Origin of the sequence: Paenibacillus sp. FSL H7-689, assembly GCF_000517905.1 — a bacterium.
In the GTDB taxonomy this organism is placed as follows: Bacteria; Bacillota; Bacilli; order Paenibacillales; family Paenibacillaceae; genus Paenibacillus; species Paenibacillus amylolyticus.
The window spans coordinates 33,579-51,771 of sequence record NZ_ASPU01000011.1 but is presented as its reverse complement, the minus strand read 5'-3'; the positions used below and the strand labels follow the sequence as shown (position 1 = coordinate 51,771).

Sequence of the window (18,193 nt, the reverse complement as noted above, 5' to 3'; positions counted from 1 at the left end):
ACTGTGTTCGTGAGGCGATATCGGCTAATGCAGACCGAATTGCACTCCCGTAACAGTAACCTTTGTTCTGCTTTGATGTGTTTTATACAAGCAGACCGCAGTGCAAGAATGAAATACGTTTAAGTGAGTTGTTGGATTCTGCTCTGAGCCGAAGAGGACCGAGACAGAAGGGACGATCGCAAGTGACTCTTTTTTGACTTTTCGGGACTTTTTAGTGGAAAACTAAAAGGTTTTTTTGTTGCGTTTATTTGAAAAGAAGAAAGGAGCCATGAGAGAAAATGGCGAACAAACAAGCGTTGAATATTGTGAAAATGAAAAAATATAAGCAGGATGGTGTGCCGCTTAGTATGATCACGGCTTACGATTATCCAACAGCGCTCCTCGCAGAGGAAGCAGGTATCGATCTGATCCTTGTTGGTGATTCACTCGGCAATGTAGTACTGGGTTATAACTCGACGCTTCCGGTGACCATTGACGACATGGTTTACCACACACGTTCCGTAGTGCGCGGAGCTGAGAAAACATTTATTGTGGCTGATATGCCTTTTATGACCTATCATGGCAGCGTGGATGAGACGCTTAAGGGTGTACGTCGACTGATGCAAGAGGGGCATGCCCATGCGGTTAAAATGGAAGGCGGAGTCGAGATAGCGGACACTGTTAGAGCAGTTGTGCAAGCAGGCGTACCTGTTCTTGGGCATATCGGACTGACACCTCAATCGGTTAATCAGATTGGTGGTTACCGCATTCAGGGCAAGGATGCAGCGGATGCGAAACGTCTGATGGACGAAGCCAAAGCCCTGGAAGCTGCTGGTGCGTTTGGTATTGTGCTTGAACTGGTTACGGAAGAAGTTGCACGGGCGATCTCGGAGGAACTGTCCATCCCTACCATTGGAATTGGAGCAGGTCGAGGCTGTGATGGTCAGGTACTGGTATTCCACGATGTGGTTCAATACGCCTCTCCGTATACGCCCAAACGATTTGTCAAAACCTATGGAGATGTGGGTACATTAATCAGAACGAGCATCGAAGCTTACGTGAAAGAAGTTAAAGATCGTTCGTTCCCGGCCGAAGAGCATGTATTCAATGCTGCGGATGGTGTTCTGGATCAACTGTACGGCGGACAACGCAAGGAGAAGGTGGGGAGTAACTCATGAAAGTATTACGGACAATCGCAGAGTTAAGACAGGAACTAAGCTTGAAGCGTCAAGCGATTCGGTCCAGTGCGTCCGTTGTAGGTCTGGTACCGACAATGGGTTATCTTCATCAAGGTCATGCAAGCTTGATGCAGGCAGCCAGACAACAGAGCGATATCGTGGTATTAAGCATATTCGTTAATCCGATTCAATTTGGCCCTAATGAAGATTTTGACAGTTATCCGCGGGATGAAGCCAGAGATGTGGAAACAGCACGTTCACAAGGAGTGGATATCGTATTTATTCCCTCTGTTGAAGAGATGTATCCACAGGCAACGCAAACGACGGTATCTGTCTCAAAACTGACGGAGCGCCTATGTGGCGCTTCACGTCCAGGACATTTTGACGGAGTAACAACTGTAGTCTCCAAGCTCTTCAACATAGTACAGCCGCAGCGTGCATTTTTTGGAATGAAAGACGCTCAGCAGGTTGCGGTCATTCAACAGATGGTGAATGATTTGAATATGCCTGTAGAGATTGTACCTTGTCCGATTGTTCGCGAAGAGGATGGTCTTGCCCTCAGTTCACGTAATGTCTATCTTAGCGCTGAACAGCGTACACAGGCGTTAGTTCTGTCGAAGGCACTGCGTGCAGCTCAGGATGCCGCAGATACAGGTGCAGCTACAAACGCCGCAGATATCCGTCGTATTCTGCGCGAGCAGATTGCAAGCTCACCGCTTGCCGTTATCGACTACGCCGAGATTCAGGCTTTTCCAAGTCTGGAGCCACTCGCAGATCAGGAGGAAGTTCAAGGACGTGATGATCTGCTCATCGCACTTGCGGTGAAATTCGGAAAAACAAGATTGATTGACAATATAAGGTTGCAAAAATCGGAGGTACTGTCCCATGTTTAGAACACTGATGAAATCCAAAATTCACCGGGCTACGGTAACGGAAGCCAACTTGAACTATGTGGGTAGCATTACCATAGATGAAGACTTGATGGAAACATCCGACTTGATGGAAAACGAAAAAGTGCAAATTGTGAACAACAACAATGGTGCACGTCTGGAAACTTATGTGATTCCAGGACCACGCGGAAGCGGGGTCATATGTCTTAACGGCGCAGCTGCACGTCTGGTGCAGCCTGGAGATAACGTCATTATCATTTCTTACGCCATGATGTCGCAAGAAGAGGCAAATACTCACAAACCAACCGTTGTATTTGTAGATGGACAGAATAAACCTGTACAAACGATGAAGCAGGAAGTCCACGCAACAATTATGTAATCGACTGGTAAGGAGAATGAAATCGGCCCTTGAAGCAAAAAATGAGTACAGGTCACTGCACTAATCCATTTTTTCAAGGGTGGGGATGCAACGATGTTCCAGCATGTTTTCGCAGAAATGAACGACATGTTAGATGAAATTATCAAGAGCTATCCTTCCGCTGAAGGCCTGAACAAACAGGAATTGCTGCAAAAGTGGAACTTGCTTAAGCGGATGAGTGACGGAATGCTGGATGAATGGCTGATGTTTGAAGAAAAGATGAGCCAGGTGAGGGAGCGGGAGATGGATAAGCCTGCTTCCCTTGAACCGGAACAGGAAGCTGTTACCGCTCTGCCTGAACTCCATCTGGAATGTTTCAGTCGAGGTCAGGGCTATTTCAAATTACAGATGTATCCGCAGGCGATCATGCAGTTCTCCCGGGTTGTGACCGACCATCCGGAGAGTGCATTGACTCGTTTTTACCTGGCGCTCGCGTATCTGAATTTGGAACAAATGGCGGAAGCCGGGACACATTTGCAGCAGATCATGTACCTTAAGGGTTCACCTCGCTTAAAAGGGCTTGTATGCAACGCCCTGGGCTGTATTCAAGCCAAGCTTGCGAATCCCGAAGCTGCATGTTCACTCTTTGCACAGGCCCTTCAGTATGACCCGACATTGACCGAACCACTGTACAACATGGAAGCTTGCAGGTTGAACAGGGGAAAATTGCAATATGCTAATCAGCTGACGACCCTTCATTAAGCGGGAATTCGGCGACAAAAAACGGTGTTCCCTCCTTTGGCATAGCGGCGGGGACACCGCTTTTTTGTCAGTTAATTTTCAAATCCCCTTTTTTTTGCTATGCTGTAACATAGACTGGAATGGAAGGGACCGTACATTGCAATGAAATTTGCCGTATTGGATTTCGAAACAACCGGCACGCAGTCCGACGGTGAGATTATACAGGCCGGACTTGCCATCATAGATCATGACTACAGCATAACTCAAATATATAGTTCTTATGTGAACCCTGGTGTACCGATTCCCCCGTTTATTTCGGGGTTGACGGGTATTACCGATGCAGATGTGGCGGACGCTCCTTCACTCGAAGAGATGATGATGGAGATGGTTCCGCTACTTAATGATGTGGTGCTTGTTGGACACAACGTCGCTTTTGATTTTCACTTTTTGCAGAATGCTCTTGACCGTTGCGGTTATTTGCCGTTCACTGGCCGCATTCTGGACACGATTGATTTTCTGAAGATCACATTCCCATCACTGGGTTCTTATCAACTCGGTTATGTGTCTTCCGAATTTGGATTTCAACATGATCGCCCTCACCAGGCAGACAGTGATGCACTGGCGACAGCCTATGTGCTGCTCAAGTGCCTGGATGAGTTAAAGGAATTACCGCTCATAACGATTCAGCGCCTCAGTGACCTGTTTGCACCAGAAGACAGTGACTTGGGCTGGTTCTTGGACGGAATGCGCAGTGAGAAGGAAGCAGAGCCGATTCAGGATCTGGACGGACATACCTATTATCGTCAGCTTGCTCTTAATGTAAGTGATTGGACCGATATTGGTGCACCACGCGATGAGCGGGAGGCTAACCCCCTTGATGGTGTAAGCTTCGAACAGTTTATGGACCAGGTTCGGGAGAACCTGAAGGATACGCTGGATCATTACGAAGAGCGTGAAGCGCAGACTCAGATGTTCAGCAGTGTAAGGCAAGCCCTGGATGAAGAGAAACATCTCTTGATCGAAGCAGGAACAGGCACCGGTAAATCTCTGGGTTATCTCTTGCCTGCTATTTACGAAAGTGTGAAGCAGGAACAGAAAGTTATGGTCAGCACGCATACGATCAATCTGCAGGAGCAATTGAGAGAGCGGGACATTCCGATGCTGACTCAAGTGGTTCCGTTCCCGTTTAAGGCTGCTGTATTCAAAGGACGTGGACATTACCTGTGCCTGCGCAAATTTGAACACAAAATCAATAAACGTGAATTCGCTACACCCAAAGAGGATTATTTCACAGCTGCTCAGATGATTGTCTGGCTCACGCAGACCGAAACCGGAGATGATGAGGAACTTAACCTTAGCGGACGCGGAGGGGACTTCTGGGAGACGGTACAGAGCGAATCCGAGTCCTGTCTGGGAAGATCATGTCCATGGTTCCGCAAATGTTTCTACCATCGTGCCAAACATGAGGCCGGGTTGTCTGATATTGTAATCACCAATCACTCCAAATTATTTACGGATGTGAAAGCCGCGCATCAGCTGCTGCCAGCCTATGAGAGTCTTGTGATCGATGAGGCACATCATCTGGAGGATGTTGCTGGTAAACATCTTGGAATGCATATGAAATATTTCACGTTGGTTCATACACTGACCCGCCTGTTTAAAGACAGTCGTAATGGTCAGCTGCCTATGCTTCGTTCCCAGTTATCCGGGCATGAAAATTCGGTGCAATGGGGCTCCATGGTGGATCAGATGTTCCCGCTGGCTGTTGAGGTCAAGGAACTGTGGGATCGTATGAGCGATGCCTTGTTCGGTTTGTTGCCTGAACGAAGTGATGCTTCACCGGGAGAGACGGGGCAATTTTCACTGCGTCTGAAAGCTTCTCAGAAACCTGCAAAATGGCAGGAGTTGCAGGATCTGGAGAACCAGATCTATGTGACTCTGGGCGATTTGGTTCGCAAAGGGGACAAATTGCTGCTTGAGGTGAAAGAGGATCAGGATGATTATCAATCGGATAGTCTGATCACGGACATTACAGGATTGCTGAAAGATCTGACCACATTGAAGGAGAATCTACGTTTCTTCATGCGTATGGATGATGCCAAAACGGTGTACTGGATGGAAGCCAGCGGTCAGTTCCGAAGTAAATCTCTTCAGCTGTATGCTGTACCTGTAGATGTCAGTGCACAACTTAAGGATTTATTTTTTGATAAAAAGAAAAGTGTTGTACTTACATCGGCTACGCTTTCGGTAGATAAGTCATTCCAGTTCATGATTGAACAACTTGGCTTGCAGGAAGCTTCCGAGAATAATCGGTTGTTAACTTCGATGCTGCCATCACCTTTCAACTATCGCGATCAGGCACTTCTGGTGATTCCGCGTGATTTCCCGAGTGTGAAGGGCAGTGTGGGTGATGCGCACTTTGTTAATATGCTGGTGCGATCACTCGCAGAGACGGCAATTGCCACGCGTGGACGCATGATGGTTCTGTTTACTTCATACAAGATGTTGCGACAGGTCTATGATCCGCTGAAGGAGGCACTGTCTGGTAACGACATCTCGTTGCTTGGGCAAGGCGTGGACAGTGGAAGCCGCTCCAAGCTGACTCGCAGGTTCCAAGATGCCAAAGCTACGGTACTTCTGGGTACAAGCAGCTTCTGGGAGGGTGTAGATATCCCGGGAGAGGCGCTAACCTGTCTCGCTATTGTGCGACTGCCTTTCCAGCCACCGAATCATCCGTTGGTGGAAGCCAAGAGTGAGCTGCTTCAGGAACAGAAGAAAAATCCGTTCATGAAACTGTCCGTGCCGCAAGCGGTCATTCGTTTCAAGCAGGGATTTGGCCGATTGGTGCGTACAGCGAAGGACAGAGGAATTGTCATTGTTTATGATACACGGGTGATTGAAGCGTACTATGGTAAATTCTTTTTATATTCTTTACCTGGTCCCAAAATGGAACACATGCTCACGGAGCAGATGGTTCCACGAATTACCGAGTGGTTGGAAAAACCTGCTAATGAACAAAAATAATGGTTGTTTTGTTCGTTATATCATTGCATGACACTATCGTTTGGCGTTAAACTTTATTAGATATTTCCGTATCCGATTAAAGCAGTTGCACGTAAGAACTTATAACCTAAATTACAAGGAGCATTCTGTATAAAATGTCACGTTTATCTTTGAGTTTATACAGGATGCTCATCTTTTCATCTATTATTTTATCGTGGCCTTGGTAAGGGGGAGCAAGAATGAAATCGGATAAAATTTCGGAAGCGGTGGTACGCCGTCTGCCTGTATACTTGCGTTATTTGAACGAGTTGCATCAGCGTGAGGTGGCTACTGTTTCTTCTCAAGAGCTTGGACAGAGGCTGGATCTGAATCCGGCCCAAATTCGTAAAGACCTGGCTTACTTCGGTGATTTTGGTCGTAAAGGGATCGGGTATGATGTATCTTATTTGATTGAGAAAATTCGTCACATTCTCAAAATCGATCAGCAAATTAATGTAGCTCTGGTAGGCGCGGGTAATCTCGGTCAAGCCTTGTCCAACTACAACGCATATCTAAAAGACAACATGAAGATTGTTGCTGTATTTGATGCATATGGACCGAAGATTGGTAGCCAAATCAACAGTTTGACGGTAAAACCAATGAATGAATTGACGGAAGCGGTTAAAACGGAAAACATCCGTATCGGTATTATCACGGTTCCGGATACGGAAGCCCAAAATGTTGCGGATCAGCTTATTGAATCAGGAATTGAAGCGATCCTTAATTTTGCACCAACAATTCTAAAAACACCGCCGCATATCCGCATTCACCATGCTGACTTTACAACGGATCTGCTTAGTTTGGCCTATTACTTGGAGACTGGAAAGGACGACGAGGAAGATGACAACAAATAGATGGGTAATTCACAACGGCAAATTTGCCGTTAATGAAGGCGGCACAGCATGGAACGTGGTTCAAGGATACATGGTTGTCCAGGATGACAAGATTGTGCATATTGGTGAGACATTGCCGGATGGAGACAAAAATTGTACCAAAGTGGATGGAAAAGGACTGTTCTTCCTGCCGGGTCTGATCAATACGCATGGTCATGCAGCAATGTCGTTGCTCAGAGGGCACGGAGACGATCTTGCGTTGCAAGTATGGTTGCAGGAAAAAATGTGGCCGATGGAAGCGAAAATGACTTCAGAAGATGTATATTGGGGAACTTCCCTGTCGGTGCTTGAAATGTTGAAAGGCGGAACTACAGCTTTCCTGGACATGTACGATCACATGGATCAAGTTGCCAAAGTTGTGGAGCAATCAGGCGTTAGAGCAGCACTGGCACGTGGTGTAATCGGGCTGTGCTCGGAAGAAGAGCAACTGCGGAAGCTGGAGGAGTCGGCAGCGTTTGCACGTGAGTGGAATGGACAGGCAGATGGTCGCATTACAACCGTAATCTCGCCACATGCACCATATACATGCCCTCCTGACTACATAGAGAAGCTTGTGCAGGTTGCGAACGACCTGAACCTTCCTCTCCATACACATATGTCTGAAACGCTTCGTGAAGTGGAGCAGAACGTGGCTGATTATGGACTGCGTCCTGTGGCACATCTGGAGAAACTGGGCTTTTTCTCCCGTCCATCCCTGGTTGCACATGCGGTGCATCTGAATGACGAAGAGATTGAAATTTTGGCCCGTCATGATGTGGCTGTATCCCATAACCCGGGAAGTAACCTGAAACTCGCTTCCGGTGTTGCTCGGGTTCCTGCGTTACTGAAAGCAGGAGTTACCGTGTCACTCGGAACAGACGGACCGGCAAGCAACAACAACCTGGATATGTTCGAGGAAATGAGACTGGCTGCATTGATCCACAAAGGTGTATCTGGTGACCCGACGGCAGTGCCAGCAGGCGAAGCGTTACTCCTCGGAACGTCATACGGTGCCAAATCCATCTTCTTGAACAATACCGGAGCACTCCAGGTTGGCATGAAGGCTGATTTTATCGCTTTGGACATTGAACAGGCACATTTCTATCCACATACAGACCTGATCTCGCATACCATCTACTCGGCTTCTGCCAAAGATGTAGAGCACGTATGGGTGGATGGAAAACAAGTGGTGAAACACGGCGAATGTCTGACGCTGGATGAAGAGCGCATTTTGCGTGAGTCTCAATTGGCATTTGATGGTCTGCTTGCTCGTTAATTGCAGGACAGAGCATCATAGGGAAAGGAAGTTCGGCTTTTGAAGAAAAAAAAGAAGTGGATATGGATTTCGCTGCTTGCACTGGTTCTGATTCTGTTTGGACTTCAGCGTTATTACGTCTATGTCACACAGGACCAACGTAAGGAAGAAGCGCTCGCCATACAAGCAGCACAGAAGCAACTGGGCATTACATCCTATGATGAATTGCGCAAGTACATCTGGGGAGACAAAGAAGGCTCTGACAACATCTACTGGACACTGATCGGTAAAAATAAGGATAACCAAGATGTTATGGTCTGGGTTAAATTCGATGCAAACAATCAACCGGCTAAGGGTGCAAACGCTGTACACAGTGAGCTGCTGCAGAATGGCATGTCCGAAGCGCAGATCCGCAATCGCTTCAGTTCTGAAGTTCCTGCCGGCGAGATTAAGCGAATCATGCCCGGAGTTGTGAATGGAATATATGTGTGGCAAGTGTATTATAAAGACGGTACGCATAACCACTATCGCTTTTATCGTTTTAGCAACGGAGAACAGGTGGACCTGGTCTACACACTCCCGAACAGCTAGAACAAATAGAGTGACATAACTAGAGAATTAGAGAAATGAAAGAACCGGCAGACGGATATCCGACTGAACCGGTTCTTTGTGTTGTCTGTAAACATATTTGATTTAAATAGTTAAAATTAATAATTTATTCATATTTTCGCCTTCGAAAATGTATATACGATGTGATATACTCAGATATGTACTCAAAGTTACATTCAAAAACAAATAATCCTGTCGAAATTCTCGCAGGAGTCAATGTGCACATATTCGTATATACCAATAAGCCAGTAGGTTAGGCCAAAATCTGGGAGGGGTAATTAACTTGAAGCTAAAAGTATTGCCTATTGCTTTAACTGCCGTCATTTCAGCCGTTGTGTTGTTTGGAGGTTGGTTTGTATATCGTCAGGTGGCCGTGCAGAATCCGATTGAAAAGATGGTTACCCAGTACGATGGAGTCAATGACGTTCAATTAACTATTAACCGCAATGACGTACAATTGAAACTGGATCTGCAACCTGATGTTGATTTGGGCAGACTGGTACAATATATTCACAAAGAAGGACAGACGTTAATTGGAACACGTTCACTAAAGTTGGATGTTGTGGATCATTCCAGTGAAGCACTGGAAAGTTGGTGGGGGGATGCGATGTTTACCGTAGCTCAGGCGATGGAGAACAAGCAATACACCGAGATTACACCAACGTTGTCAAAGATGGCGACGAATGGAATTAAGGTAAATACAGCGATGGATGACAACAACGTATATGTCAGTCTCAGAGACGGAGATGCCAGCAAGTTTATTATTCTGCCGCGTGTGCCCGGTCAGATAGGAGTGTGGCCTAATGCCTAAGTGGACAAAAGAAGTTGCCATCGGATTTTTTCCCGTATTGATTATTTTTCTTGCTTTTACTGGTGTTAATATTGTTCCGATTCTGATTGCAGCGGTGTTTGTCGGAGCTTTGCTGTTCATGATGCAAATGCGTGGCGGAATTACAGTAGGCGCTGCACAGGAACGTAAACGGAAGAAAAAAGGACCTTCCAAGCTTACTTTTGAAGAAATTGGCGGACAGGACAGTGCCAAGCAGGAATTGCGTGAAGCGCTTGACTTTCTCATCAAACATGAAGAAATTCGGAAGTTCGGGATTCGTCCGTTAAAAGGGATCTTGCTGACGGGCCCTCCAGGGACAGGGAAAACGTTGATGGCCAAGGCTGCTGCCCATTACACCGATTCTGTTTTTGTAGCAGCATCGGGTAGTGAGTTCGTGGAAATGTATGTTGGTGTGGGTGCCAGCAGAATTCGGGATTTGTTCAAGGACGCAAGAACCCGTGCCACCAAGGAAAATAAGGAAAACGCTATTATCTTTATCGATGAAATTGATGTCATTGGGGGTAAACGTGAAGGTGGTCAACAGCGTGAATATGATCAGACCTTGAATCAACTCCTGACGGAAATGGATGGAATCTATTCTTCTGATACGCCAAGAATCCTTGTTATCGCTGCAACAAACCGCAAAGAGATGCTGGATAGCGCCCTGACGCGACCGGGACGTTTTGACCGCCACATTCAAGTGGACTTGCCTGACAAAAAGGGCAGAAAGCATATTTTGGAACTGCATGCGGTGAATAAACCTCTGATGAAGGAAGTTAATCTGGAGAAAACAGCTGAAGAATCGTATGGTTTCTCCGGTGCACAGCTCGAAAGTGTGATGAACGAAGCAGCAATATACGCCATGCGGGACGGGCTGTTGAACATCGAACAGCGGCACTTGTCCCTGGCTATTGATAAAGTCATGATGGGTGAGAAGACAGACCGTGAGTCCAGTGTGGAAGAGAAGAAAAGGGTCGCCATTCATGAATTGGGACATGCCATTATGGCAGAACTTGTTCGTCCAGGCAGTGTTAGTCAGGTGGCACTTAGTCCGCGTGGTCAGGCGCTGGGATATGTACGTCATAACCCGCAACAGGAACAGTTCCTCTATACGAAGCGCTTCCTGGAAGAGCAGATTATGATTGCACTCGGAGGAGCAGCTGCGGAGGAAATGTACTACGGTGGTCGTTCCACAGGGTCACGCAATGACTTTGATCAGGCAACCAATGTGGTACAGACCATGATGGCTTCGGGGTTGACTTCACTTGGGATTGTGAACATGGATATGGTCACAACCGAGGAACTTATGCGAGAGAATAAATTAATTCTGCAAGAACTGATGGAACAGACAAAGCGGTTGCTTGAAGAACAACGGACAATTTTCGACAATTCACTCGACATCTTGATTCGTGAGGAAGTTTTGTCTGGCGAACAATTTCGTTGTCAATTTCGTGACAGTGCCCTTCTACCAGCATAATTTATTTATGCTGGTTATTTTTTTTTACATTTCACTCGTGCTAAGATATTATTATATGTTGGGTCGAAATTTGTAATTTTCGGCGAACAGGGTACAATAGAGAAATAGAGAACCGAAAGGATGGAGCAGAACCATGTTTTTCAAAAAAATAGGAGTTGTCGGCGGCGGTACGATGGGGCAAGGTATTTCCCAGATGCTCGCAGCCAAAGGACTTGATGTGCTTCTCGTGGAGCATACAACACAAAAGCTGGATCATGCATATGACATGATCGAAACCAATCTGGATAAACAACTGGAGAAATGGGCGATTACAAAAGCGGAGAAGAAGTTGATTCTTTCCCGCATTACCAAGGTAGCTCATTTAGCTGAACTTGGAACTTGCGACATGGTCATTGAGACGATTTCAGAGGATCTGGATGCGAAAAAAGCAGTATTCAGCCAACTGGACCAAGTTTGTCCAAGCAATGTCATTCTGGCAAGTAATACATCCACGCTGAGTTTGACCGAGCTTGCAAGCTCGACCAAATACCCAGAGCGTGTTATTGGTATGCACTTTATTCACCCGGTATCCCGGGTTGATCTTGTAGAGATTATTCGTGGACTGAAAACTTCGGATACAACTTTCGAAGAGACCAGACGTTTTGTTGAAGAAGTAGCGGACAAAAAAGGAGTCATGATCTATGAATCACCTGGATTCGTAACTTCCCGCTTGATCTGCCTGCTGATTAACGAAGCGTTGCATGTATTGCAAGAAGGTGTTGCATCTGCTGAAGATATCGATGATGCAATGCGTATCGGATATAACTTCCAGCATGGACCACTCGAAATGGCTGACCGTTTCGGATTGGATTCTGTTGAAGCTGCACTCGAAAGAATGTTCCGTGAATTCGGAGAATTGAAATATCGTCCTTCTACAGTCCTGAAGAAAATGGTGCGTGCAGGACACCTGGGTGCCAAAACAGGCGAAGGATTCTTCAAGTACGACAAGGATGGTGACCGACTGTGAAAGTACTCGTAATTAATGCGGGGAGTTCCTCGCTCAAATATCAACTGTATAATATGACTGACGAATCTGTACTGGCTAAAGGTTTGGTAGAACGGATCGGAATGGATTCCTCCATTCTGACACATAAACCCACAGGCCGTGAGGATGTTACAGAAGTTAGTGAAATTCTGGAGCATACAACAGCGATCCGTAAAGTCATTGATATTTTGACTCACAAAGAAAATGGTGTACTGGATTCTGTAAGTGAAATTCAAGCTGTTGGACATCGTGTTGTTCACGGTGGTGAAGCATTTAAAGAATCTGCATTGGTAGATGATGCTGCCAAAGCTGAAATTCGTCGTTTGTTCGACTTGGCTCCACTTCATAACCCTGCAGCAATGATGGGTATTCGTGCGGCTGAAGCCAATATGCCTGGTGTGCCACAGGTTATGGTCTTTGATACAGCGTTCCATCAGACGATGCCTGAAAAAGCTTATCTGTATGCCATTCCGCGTGTACTTTACAAAAAATATAAAGTACGTCGCTACGGCGCACATGGTACTTCCCATGATTTCGTAAGCAAGGCAGCTGCTGAATACTTGGATCGTCCAGTGGAAGATTTGAAAATTATCACTTGTCACGTCGGTAACGGTGGTAGTGTAACAGCAGTTAAAGGTGGAGTATCCGTGGATACTTCGATGGGTATGACTCCGCTTGAAGGACTGATGATGGGAACGCGTTCTGGTGACCTTGACCCAGCCATCGTACCTTATGTAATGAACAAGGAAGAACTGAGCGTAAGCGAAGTGAACTCCATGTTGAACAAACACAGTGGATTGCTTGCGATCTCCGGAATCAGCAGTGACATGCGTGAGATTACGGAAGGTATGGAGAATGGCGATGCCAACTCCACGCTTGCTTTTGAGATGTACGAATACCGTCTGCGTAAATACATCGGTTCATATGCAGCTGCAATGAACGGTGTAGACGTGATCGTCTTTACGGCTGGTGTAGGTGAGAACTCTGTTGTACTTCGCCAAAAAGTATGTGAGCAGCTCACTTATCTGGGTGTTGAACTGGATGAAGCGCTGAATGCCATTCGTTCTGGCGAACCGCGCCGGATCACAACAGCGAATTCCAAAGTGGAAGTTCTCGTTGTGCCAACTAACGAAGAATTGGTAATTGCACGTGATACACACCGAATCGTATTGAATTCTCAGTAATCTAACTGTAAAGTAAATATAGAATGACAAGGAAGTGCAGAGGACAGGCATAAGCCTGCCCGCTGCATTTTCAAATTCAGGAACCAAGGGGAGATATGGGCATGAATACGAATTGTGTAATTCGTAATGTGAACGAGCATGTGGGCGAAACCGTAACAATCGGTGCCTGGATTAACAACAAACGTTCCAGCGGTAAAATTCAGTTTTTACAGCTGCGTGATGGAACCGGATATATCCAAGGGGTTGTTGTAAAAAGTGAAGTTAGTGAAGAAATCTGGAACAATGCCAAGAGCCTGACCCAAGAAAGCTCTTTGTATGTTACAGGTATTATTCGTGAAGAACCTCGCAGTGCGTCCGGTTACGAGATGACTGTTACAGGGGTTGAGATCATTCACCTGACTGAAAACTATCCAATTACGCCTAAAGAGCATGGTGTTGATTTCTTGATGGACCATCGTCATCTGTGGCTTCGTTCTACGAAGCAACGTGCGGTTATGGTGATTCGTGCAGAGATTATTCGCGCTGTTCAACAGTTCTTTGATGGTAACGGATTCACACAAGTTGATCCTCCGATTTTGACACCATCGTCTGCGGAAGGAACAACGAACCTGTTCCACATCAAATACTTTGATGAAGATGCTTATCTGACACAAAGTGGTCAATTGTATATGGAAGCCGCAGCCATGGCGCTGGGCAAGGTATATTCCTTCGGTCCAACATTCCGCGCAGAGAAGTCCAAAACACGTCGTCACTTGATTGAGTTCTGGATGATTGAGCCGGAAATGGCATTTGTAGATCACGAGGAAAGTCTGCGCGTACAAGAGAAATTTATTGCTCATGTCGTTCAATCCGTGGTGAAAAACTGCCGTGCAGAACTGGAATCTATCGGTCGTGACGTATCCAAACTCGAAGGTATCGTAGCTCCATTCCCACGAATTACGTATGATGAAGCGATTGAATTCCTGCATGGACAAGGCTTTGATATTCCTTGGGGAGAAGACTTTGGTGCACCGCACGAAACAGCTATTGCTGAGAAGTACAATACACCCGTCTTTATCACGCATTACCCTGCTGGAATCAAGGCTTTCTATATGAAACCAGATCCGAATCGTCCTGAAGTTGTTCTCTGTGCTGATATGATTGCACCAGAAGGCTACGGAGAGATTATTGGCGGTTCGCAGCGTATCGATGATCCGGAATTGATGCAACAACGTTTTGAGGAGCACAATCTCTCGGATGAAGCTTACCAATGGTATCTGGATTTGCGTAAATACGGATCGGTTCCTCACTCCGGTTTCGGTCTGGGATTGGAGCGGACGGTAGCATGGATCTGTGGATTGGATCATGTACGTGAAACAATCGCATTCCCACGTATGCTCTATCGTCTGTACCCTTAATGCTTAACCGAGGAGCGTCTATGGAAGACACCACATCCAAAGCTTGGTTGGATGGAGCAGCTTATGGCATGACATCGGGTACAGCTCATCTGCCGTATGCCTTGTTACGTTTTTATCACCAGCTTGGTCTATCAGATGCAGAAGTGCTTCTTCTGATTCAACTGCTAGGGTTCCGTCAGGCAGAGTTCAATGAGTTTCCCACGCTTGAAGAGCTTGCTGCACGCATGGGACTTGCACCTGAAGGCATTGCCAGAATGTTGCAACGTCTGATGAGGGATGGGTATATTGCTATTGACGAGCACCGTGACGAAGAACGGGACATCCAGTACGAGCGATATGACTTACATGGATTATATGCCAAGCTTGCAGCGTGCACTGCTGAAGAAGTAGCCGCATTCCGTGCGGAGCAGCAGAGTAGCAATACAGCACGTCAAGATTCGAACAGTGTTCAAAAAGAAGAGGAAGAACGGAATATGTTCTCCATCTTTGAAAAAGAATTTGGACGTCCGCTCTCTCCAATGGAGTGCGAGACGATATCCGGCTGGTTGGATCAGGACCGTTATCAAGAGGAATTGATTCTAATGGCTCTGAAGGAAGCGGTTTTTGCAGGCAAAGTACATTTCCGGTATATCGATCGAATACTGCTTGAGTGGAGTCGCAATCGTGTCAAGACCGTTCAAGACGCGAAGGCGTACACGCAGCGGTTTCGTAATGGTGGACGTTAATTCCAGCGTAGGCAGGGACAAGAAACAGGCCAGAAGTCATTCTGTGCCTGTTTTTTTTGGATTAAAGATTGGATGAGTGATCAGCAACATCAACCTTTCAGGCAATGATTTCATTTTGTTTTACATAAATTTGATAGATCACGCAGGGGTTAACGCACAAGCTGTCGTCTATTGTATTGGAGAGGAGGGGAGAGTTATTGATGAAGCGCGCGTAATCGAACAAATCCGTCAAGGAGATACATCCCAGATGCGTACTCTGATTGATAAGTATAGCCAGCATGTATACCATGTGGCCTATTCCGTACTCAGGAACGATCAGGAAGCACAGGATGCAGCTCAGGAGGCGTTCATACAGATGTATAAGTCTCTCCCCGACTACCGTTCTGAAGGTTTCAAAACGTGGTTAACCCGAATTGCCTTTCACAAAGCGATTGATGCCAAACGCAAGCTGGGCAGACGAACTGCTGAGGATCTGGGTGGAGAAGAAAAAATAATCAATATTCCCGGACGGGATGAAGACGTTCTTACCCGTCTCGTTCGTGAAGAGCGTCAGGATAAACTTCGCGAACGAATTAATCAGTTGCCTGCTCAGCATCGTGACATTATCACTGCGTATTATCTAAGCGAAAAAAATTATGAGCAGATTGCCAGTGATGCACAGGTGGCTGTGAAGACTGTGGAATCCCGCTTGTATCGTGCCCGGCAGTGGATTCGAAAACATTGGAAGGAGGATGAATGGCGTGAGTAAACAGGAGAAATATACCACTGCGCAATGGACTGATTATATTGAAGGCCATATGAGTGAAACTCAAGCGAACCAAATGGAACAGCTTTTGCTGGAAGACCCGGATGCGATGGACAGTTATTTGGAAGCACTCGGTATCCATGGGGAACTACCTCCGCTACATGACCCAACAGGGTTTGCGGATTCAGTCATGCATCGGATTGAGGGCATTCAATCACCCAAGGTACAACGCAAATCCCGTGCTGGACGAAACCGGCGCTGGCTTGATCATAAAGTGTTCCATTACGCGGTAGCAGCCTGTTTGACATTGATCTTCCTCTCGTCTGGACTTTTTGACAAGGTAGCACCATATCACAAGTTCCAGGATGGCGACCACAGAGGGTCTTTTACCGAGAAATGGACGGAGGCAGCCACTTCATGGCTGGATAACCTCAAGCCTAAACCATAAATAGCTTCGCATTGCCTGAAAAGAAAGGATGACGACTGTGCACTCAGATCGTAACAAATTACTCGCATTTCTATTAAACCTGATACCCGGTCTTGGTTTTATGTATTGGGGACGGGCCGCAAGGGCTGTGATTTATCCATTGCTTTTCTTCGGAACAGCTGTTGGCTCATTCATGTTAGCAATGGTCACTAATGAACAAGATTTAATGATTTTCGGTGCACTTTTTGCTGCTTTCTTCTGGGGGATCAGCATGCTGGACATGGTTATTGTTCTGCTCCGTGCGCCTTCCGGCCGAGATGCTCATTACAGGGGATATGGAGCACATTACGGACCGCAACATCCAGGAGCAGCCTATCAGGGAGCACACATGGGCCATCAAGGGCCTATGGAACATATGAATGAAGATGAGCTGCATCAGCATCCTGGTAGTGAATATGCTCACGCTGAAGGGACCTATGGTCAACCCATGTATCGAAAAGGCAGTGAGGGTGAACGCTTCTTCACCATTTTACTCTCATTTGTTCCAGGATTGGGACATCTTCATCTGGGATTGTTGCATCGTGGGTTGTCCTTCCTGATGGCGTTCTTTGGTTCATTTGCCATGATGGTTTTTGTAGCTTCGATCACAAATGAATCCGTATTTTTAATGTTCCTGCTAATACTGCCTGTAATATGGGTATACTGCATGTTTGATGCGGTGCAACATGTCCACCGTAAGCAGGCTGGTGAGGTGTTGCAGGATCGGACATTATTTGAGGAATTGGAGATGGGCAGAGTAGCCGGACGACGTAGCAAAGTGCTTGCAACGCTGCTATCCGCTTTTCCAGGTGCAGGTCATCTATATCTTGGATTGCAGAAAAGAGGCATGCAATTGATGTTCCTGTTCCTGGGCAGCATCTATGTTCTGGACCTGCTTCATTTATCGGTGTTTCTGTTCATGATTCCACTGGTCTGGTTCTACAGCTTCTTTGACGGACTACAGTGCTCCAGTCGCTATGGACGCGAGCCATTGGTTGATCAACCGATCTTCAAGGACTGGGCCCGCCATCAGCGTCTGATTGGATTCGGGATTGCCGCGCTGGGTCTATATTACCTGACGATCCGTCTTGTCATTCCACAGCTGAATGAGCTCTTCCCTAATGCATTTATGACGTATGAGATCCGTTCCTATCTAAACACCGTCATCGTATCCTTGCTGCTCATTTTTGGCGGCTTGAAACTGCTGTTTGGCAAGCAACGGGGGACGGGTATCCAAAGTGCTGCTCATCGAAATGAAGAGGGAGCAGACAGTCTCTTTTTATTCAAGGATAGGGATGATCGACTGTAATTTACGATCCAAGTTGAATTAAAGATTGTTTACACTGACACTACGATGCACAGAGCAACCTTTCAATCGCTGTTATCCCTACAACATAAAAACACGCCAAGGGCTATGTATAT

General features: G+C 46.5%; 17 protein-coding genes. All 17 read left to right on the top strand.

The window, feature by feature from the left end; genetic code table 11:
* Nucleotides 1-278 precede the first annotated feature (278 nt).
* The 17 genes from panB (at nucleotide 279) to C170_RS06605 (ending at nucleotide 18,080) form a co-directional block, all read left to right on the top strand.
* Nucleotides 279-1,157 carry a 3-methyl-2-oxobutanoate hydroxymethyltransferase gene (panB, locus tag C170_RS06685; RefSeq protein WP_036607625.1) on the top strand — a complete coding sequence of 293 codons (879 nt, stop codon included), beginning with the start codon at nucleotides 279-281 and terminating at the stop codon, nucleotides 1,155-1,157.
* Nucleotides 1,154-2,050 carry a pantoate--beta-alanine ligase gene (panC, locus tag C170_RS06680; RefSeq protein ID WP_036607623.1) on the top strand — a complete coding sequence of 299 codons (897 nt, stop codon included), beginning with the start codon at nucleotides 1,154-1,156 and terminating at the stop codon, nucleotides 2,048-2,050. Before panB ends, panC begins: the two co-directional genes overlap by 4 nt.
* Nucleotides 2,043-2,426, top strand: coding sequence for an aspartate 1-decarboxylase (panD, locus tag C170_RS06675; RefSeq protein ID WP_017687742.1), 384 nt, complete (start codon nucleotides 2,043-2,045; stop codon nucleotides 2,424-2,426). Before panC ends, panD begins: the two co-directional genes overlap by 8 nt.
* 93 nt (nucleotides 2,427-2,519) lie before the next feature.
* On the top strand, nucleotides 2,520-3,167 hold the full coding sequence (locus tag C170_RS06670; protein WP_036607621.1) for a tetratricopeptide repeat protein: 648 nt from the start codon (nucleotides 2,520-2,522) through the stop codon (nucleotides 3,165-3,167).
* A 141-nt stretch (nucleotides 3,168-3,308) separates the two neighbouring features.
* A complete protein-coding gene (gene dinG / locus C170_RS06665; RefSeq protein WP_036607618.1) occupies nucleotides 3,309-6,170 on the top strand; it encodes an ATP-dependent DNA helicase DinG in 2,862 nt (953 codons plus the stop codon).
* 218 nt (nucleotides 6,171-6,388) lie between these two features.
* Nucleotides 6,389-7,042 carry a redox-sensing transcriptional repressor Rex gene (locus C170_RS06660; RefSeq protein WP_036607616.1) on the top strand — a complete coding sequence of 218 codons (654 nt, stop codon included), beginning with the start codon at nucleotides 6,389-6,391 and terminating at the stop codon, nucleotides 7,040-7,042.
* Nucleotides 7,029-8,336 (top strand): amidohydrolase, encoded by a 1,308-nt coding sequence (locus tag C170_RS06655; protein ID WP_036607614.1) that lies wholly within the window; start codon nucleotides 7,029-7,031, stop codon nucleotides 8,334-8,336. The genes C170_RS06660 and C170_RS06655 overlap by 14 nt, the downstream gene beginning before the upstream one ends.
* Nucleotides 8,337-8,375: 39 nt before the next feature.
* Nucleotides 8,376-8,906: a cell wall elongation regulator TseB-like domain-containing protein gene (locus C170_RS06650; protein ID WP_036607612.1), complete on the top strand. Its 531-nt coding sequence runs from the start codon at nucleotides 8,376-8,378 to the stop codon at nucleotides 8,904-8,906.
* 301 nt (nucleotides 8,907-9,207) lie between these two features.
* Entirely contained in the window at nucleotides 9,208-9,735 is a 528-nt protein-coding gene (locus C170_RS06645) for a hypothetical protein (RefSeq protein ID WP_017687748.1), read from the top strand.
* Nucleotides 9,728-11,230, top strand: coding sequence for an AAA family ATPase (locus C170_RS06640; protein ID WP_036607609.1), 1,503 nt, complete (start codon nucleotides 9,728-9,730; stop codon nucleotides 11,228-11,230). The genes C170_RS06645 and C170_RS06640 overlap by 8 nt, the downstream gene beginning before the upstream one ends.
* 133 nt (nucleotides 11,231-11,363) lie before the next feature.
* Complete coding sequence (locus C170_RS06635; protein WP_017687750.1) at nucleotides 11,364-12,236, top strand: 3-hydroxyacyl-CoA dehydrogenase family protein; 873 nt, start codon at nucleotides 11,364-11,366, stop codon at nucleotides 12,234-12,236.
* The gene (locus tag C170_RS06630) at nucleotides 12,233-13,438 is read left to right on the top strand and encodes an acetate/propionate family kinase (protein ID WP_036607607.1); all 1,206 of its coding nucleotides are present in this window, start codon (nucleotides 12,233-12,235) and stop codon (nucleotides 13,436-13,438) included. The genes C170_RS06635 and C170_RS06630 overlap by 4 nt, the downstream gene beginning before the upstream one ends.
* A 101-nt stretch (nucleotides 13,439-13,539) precedes the next feature.
* Nucleotides 13,540-14,835 carry an asparagine--tRNA ligase gene (asnS, locus tag C170_RS06625; RefSeq protein ID WP_017687752.1) on the top strand — a complete coding sequence of 432 codons (1,296 nt, stop codon included), beginning with the start codon at nucleotides 13,540-13,542 and terminating at the stop codon, nucleotides 14,833-14,835.
* Nucleotides 14,836-14,855: 20 nt separating this feature from the next.
* Nucleotides 14,856-15,560 carry a DnaD domain-containing protein gene (locus C170_RS06620; protein WP_081745877.1) on the top strand — a complete coding sequence of 235 codons (705 nt, stop codon included), beginning with the start codon at nucleotides 14,856-14,858 and terminating at the stop codon, nucleotides 15,558-15,560.
* 247 nt (nucleotides 15,561-15,807) lie between these two features.
* Complete coding sequence (locus tag C170_RS06615; protein ID WP_235200725.1) at nucleotides 15,808-16,308, top strand: RNA polymerase sigma factor; 501 nt, start codon at nucleotides 15,808-15,810, stop codon at nucleotides 16,306-16,308.
* On the top strand, nucleotides 16,301-16,753 hold the full coding sequence (locus tag C170_RS06610; RefSeq protein ID WP_051447046.1) for a hypothetical protein: 453 nt from the start codon (nucleotides 16,301-16,303) through the stop codon (nucleotides 16,751-16,753). Before C170_RS06615 ends, C170_RS06610 begins: the two co-directional genes overlap by 8 nt.
* A gap of 37 nt (nucleotides 16,754-16,790) precedes the next feature.
* Nucleotides 16,791-18,080, top strand: coding sequence for a multi-tm2 domain protein (locus tag C170_RS06605; protein WP_235200724.1), 1,290 nt, complete (start codon nucleotides 16,791-16,793; stop codon nucleotides 18,078-18,080).
* The last annotated feature ends 113 nt before the right edge of the window (nucleotides 18,081-18,193 follow it).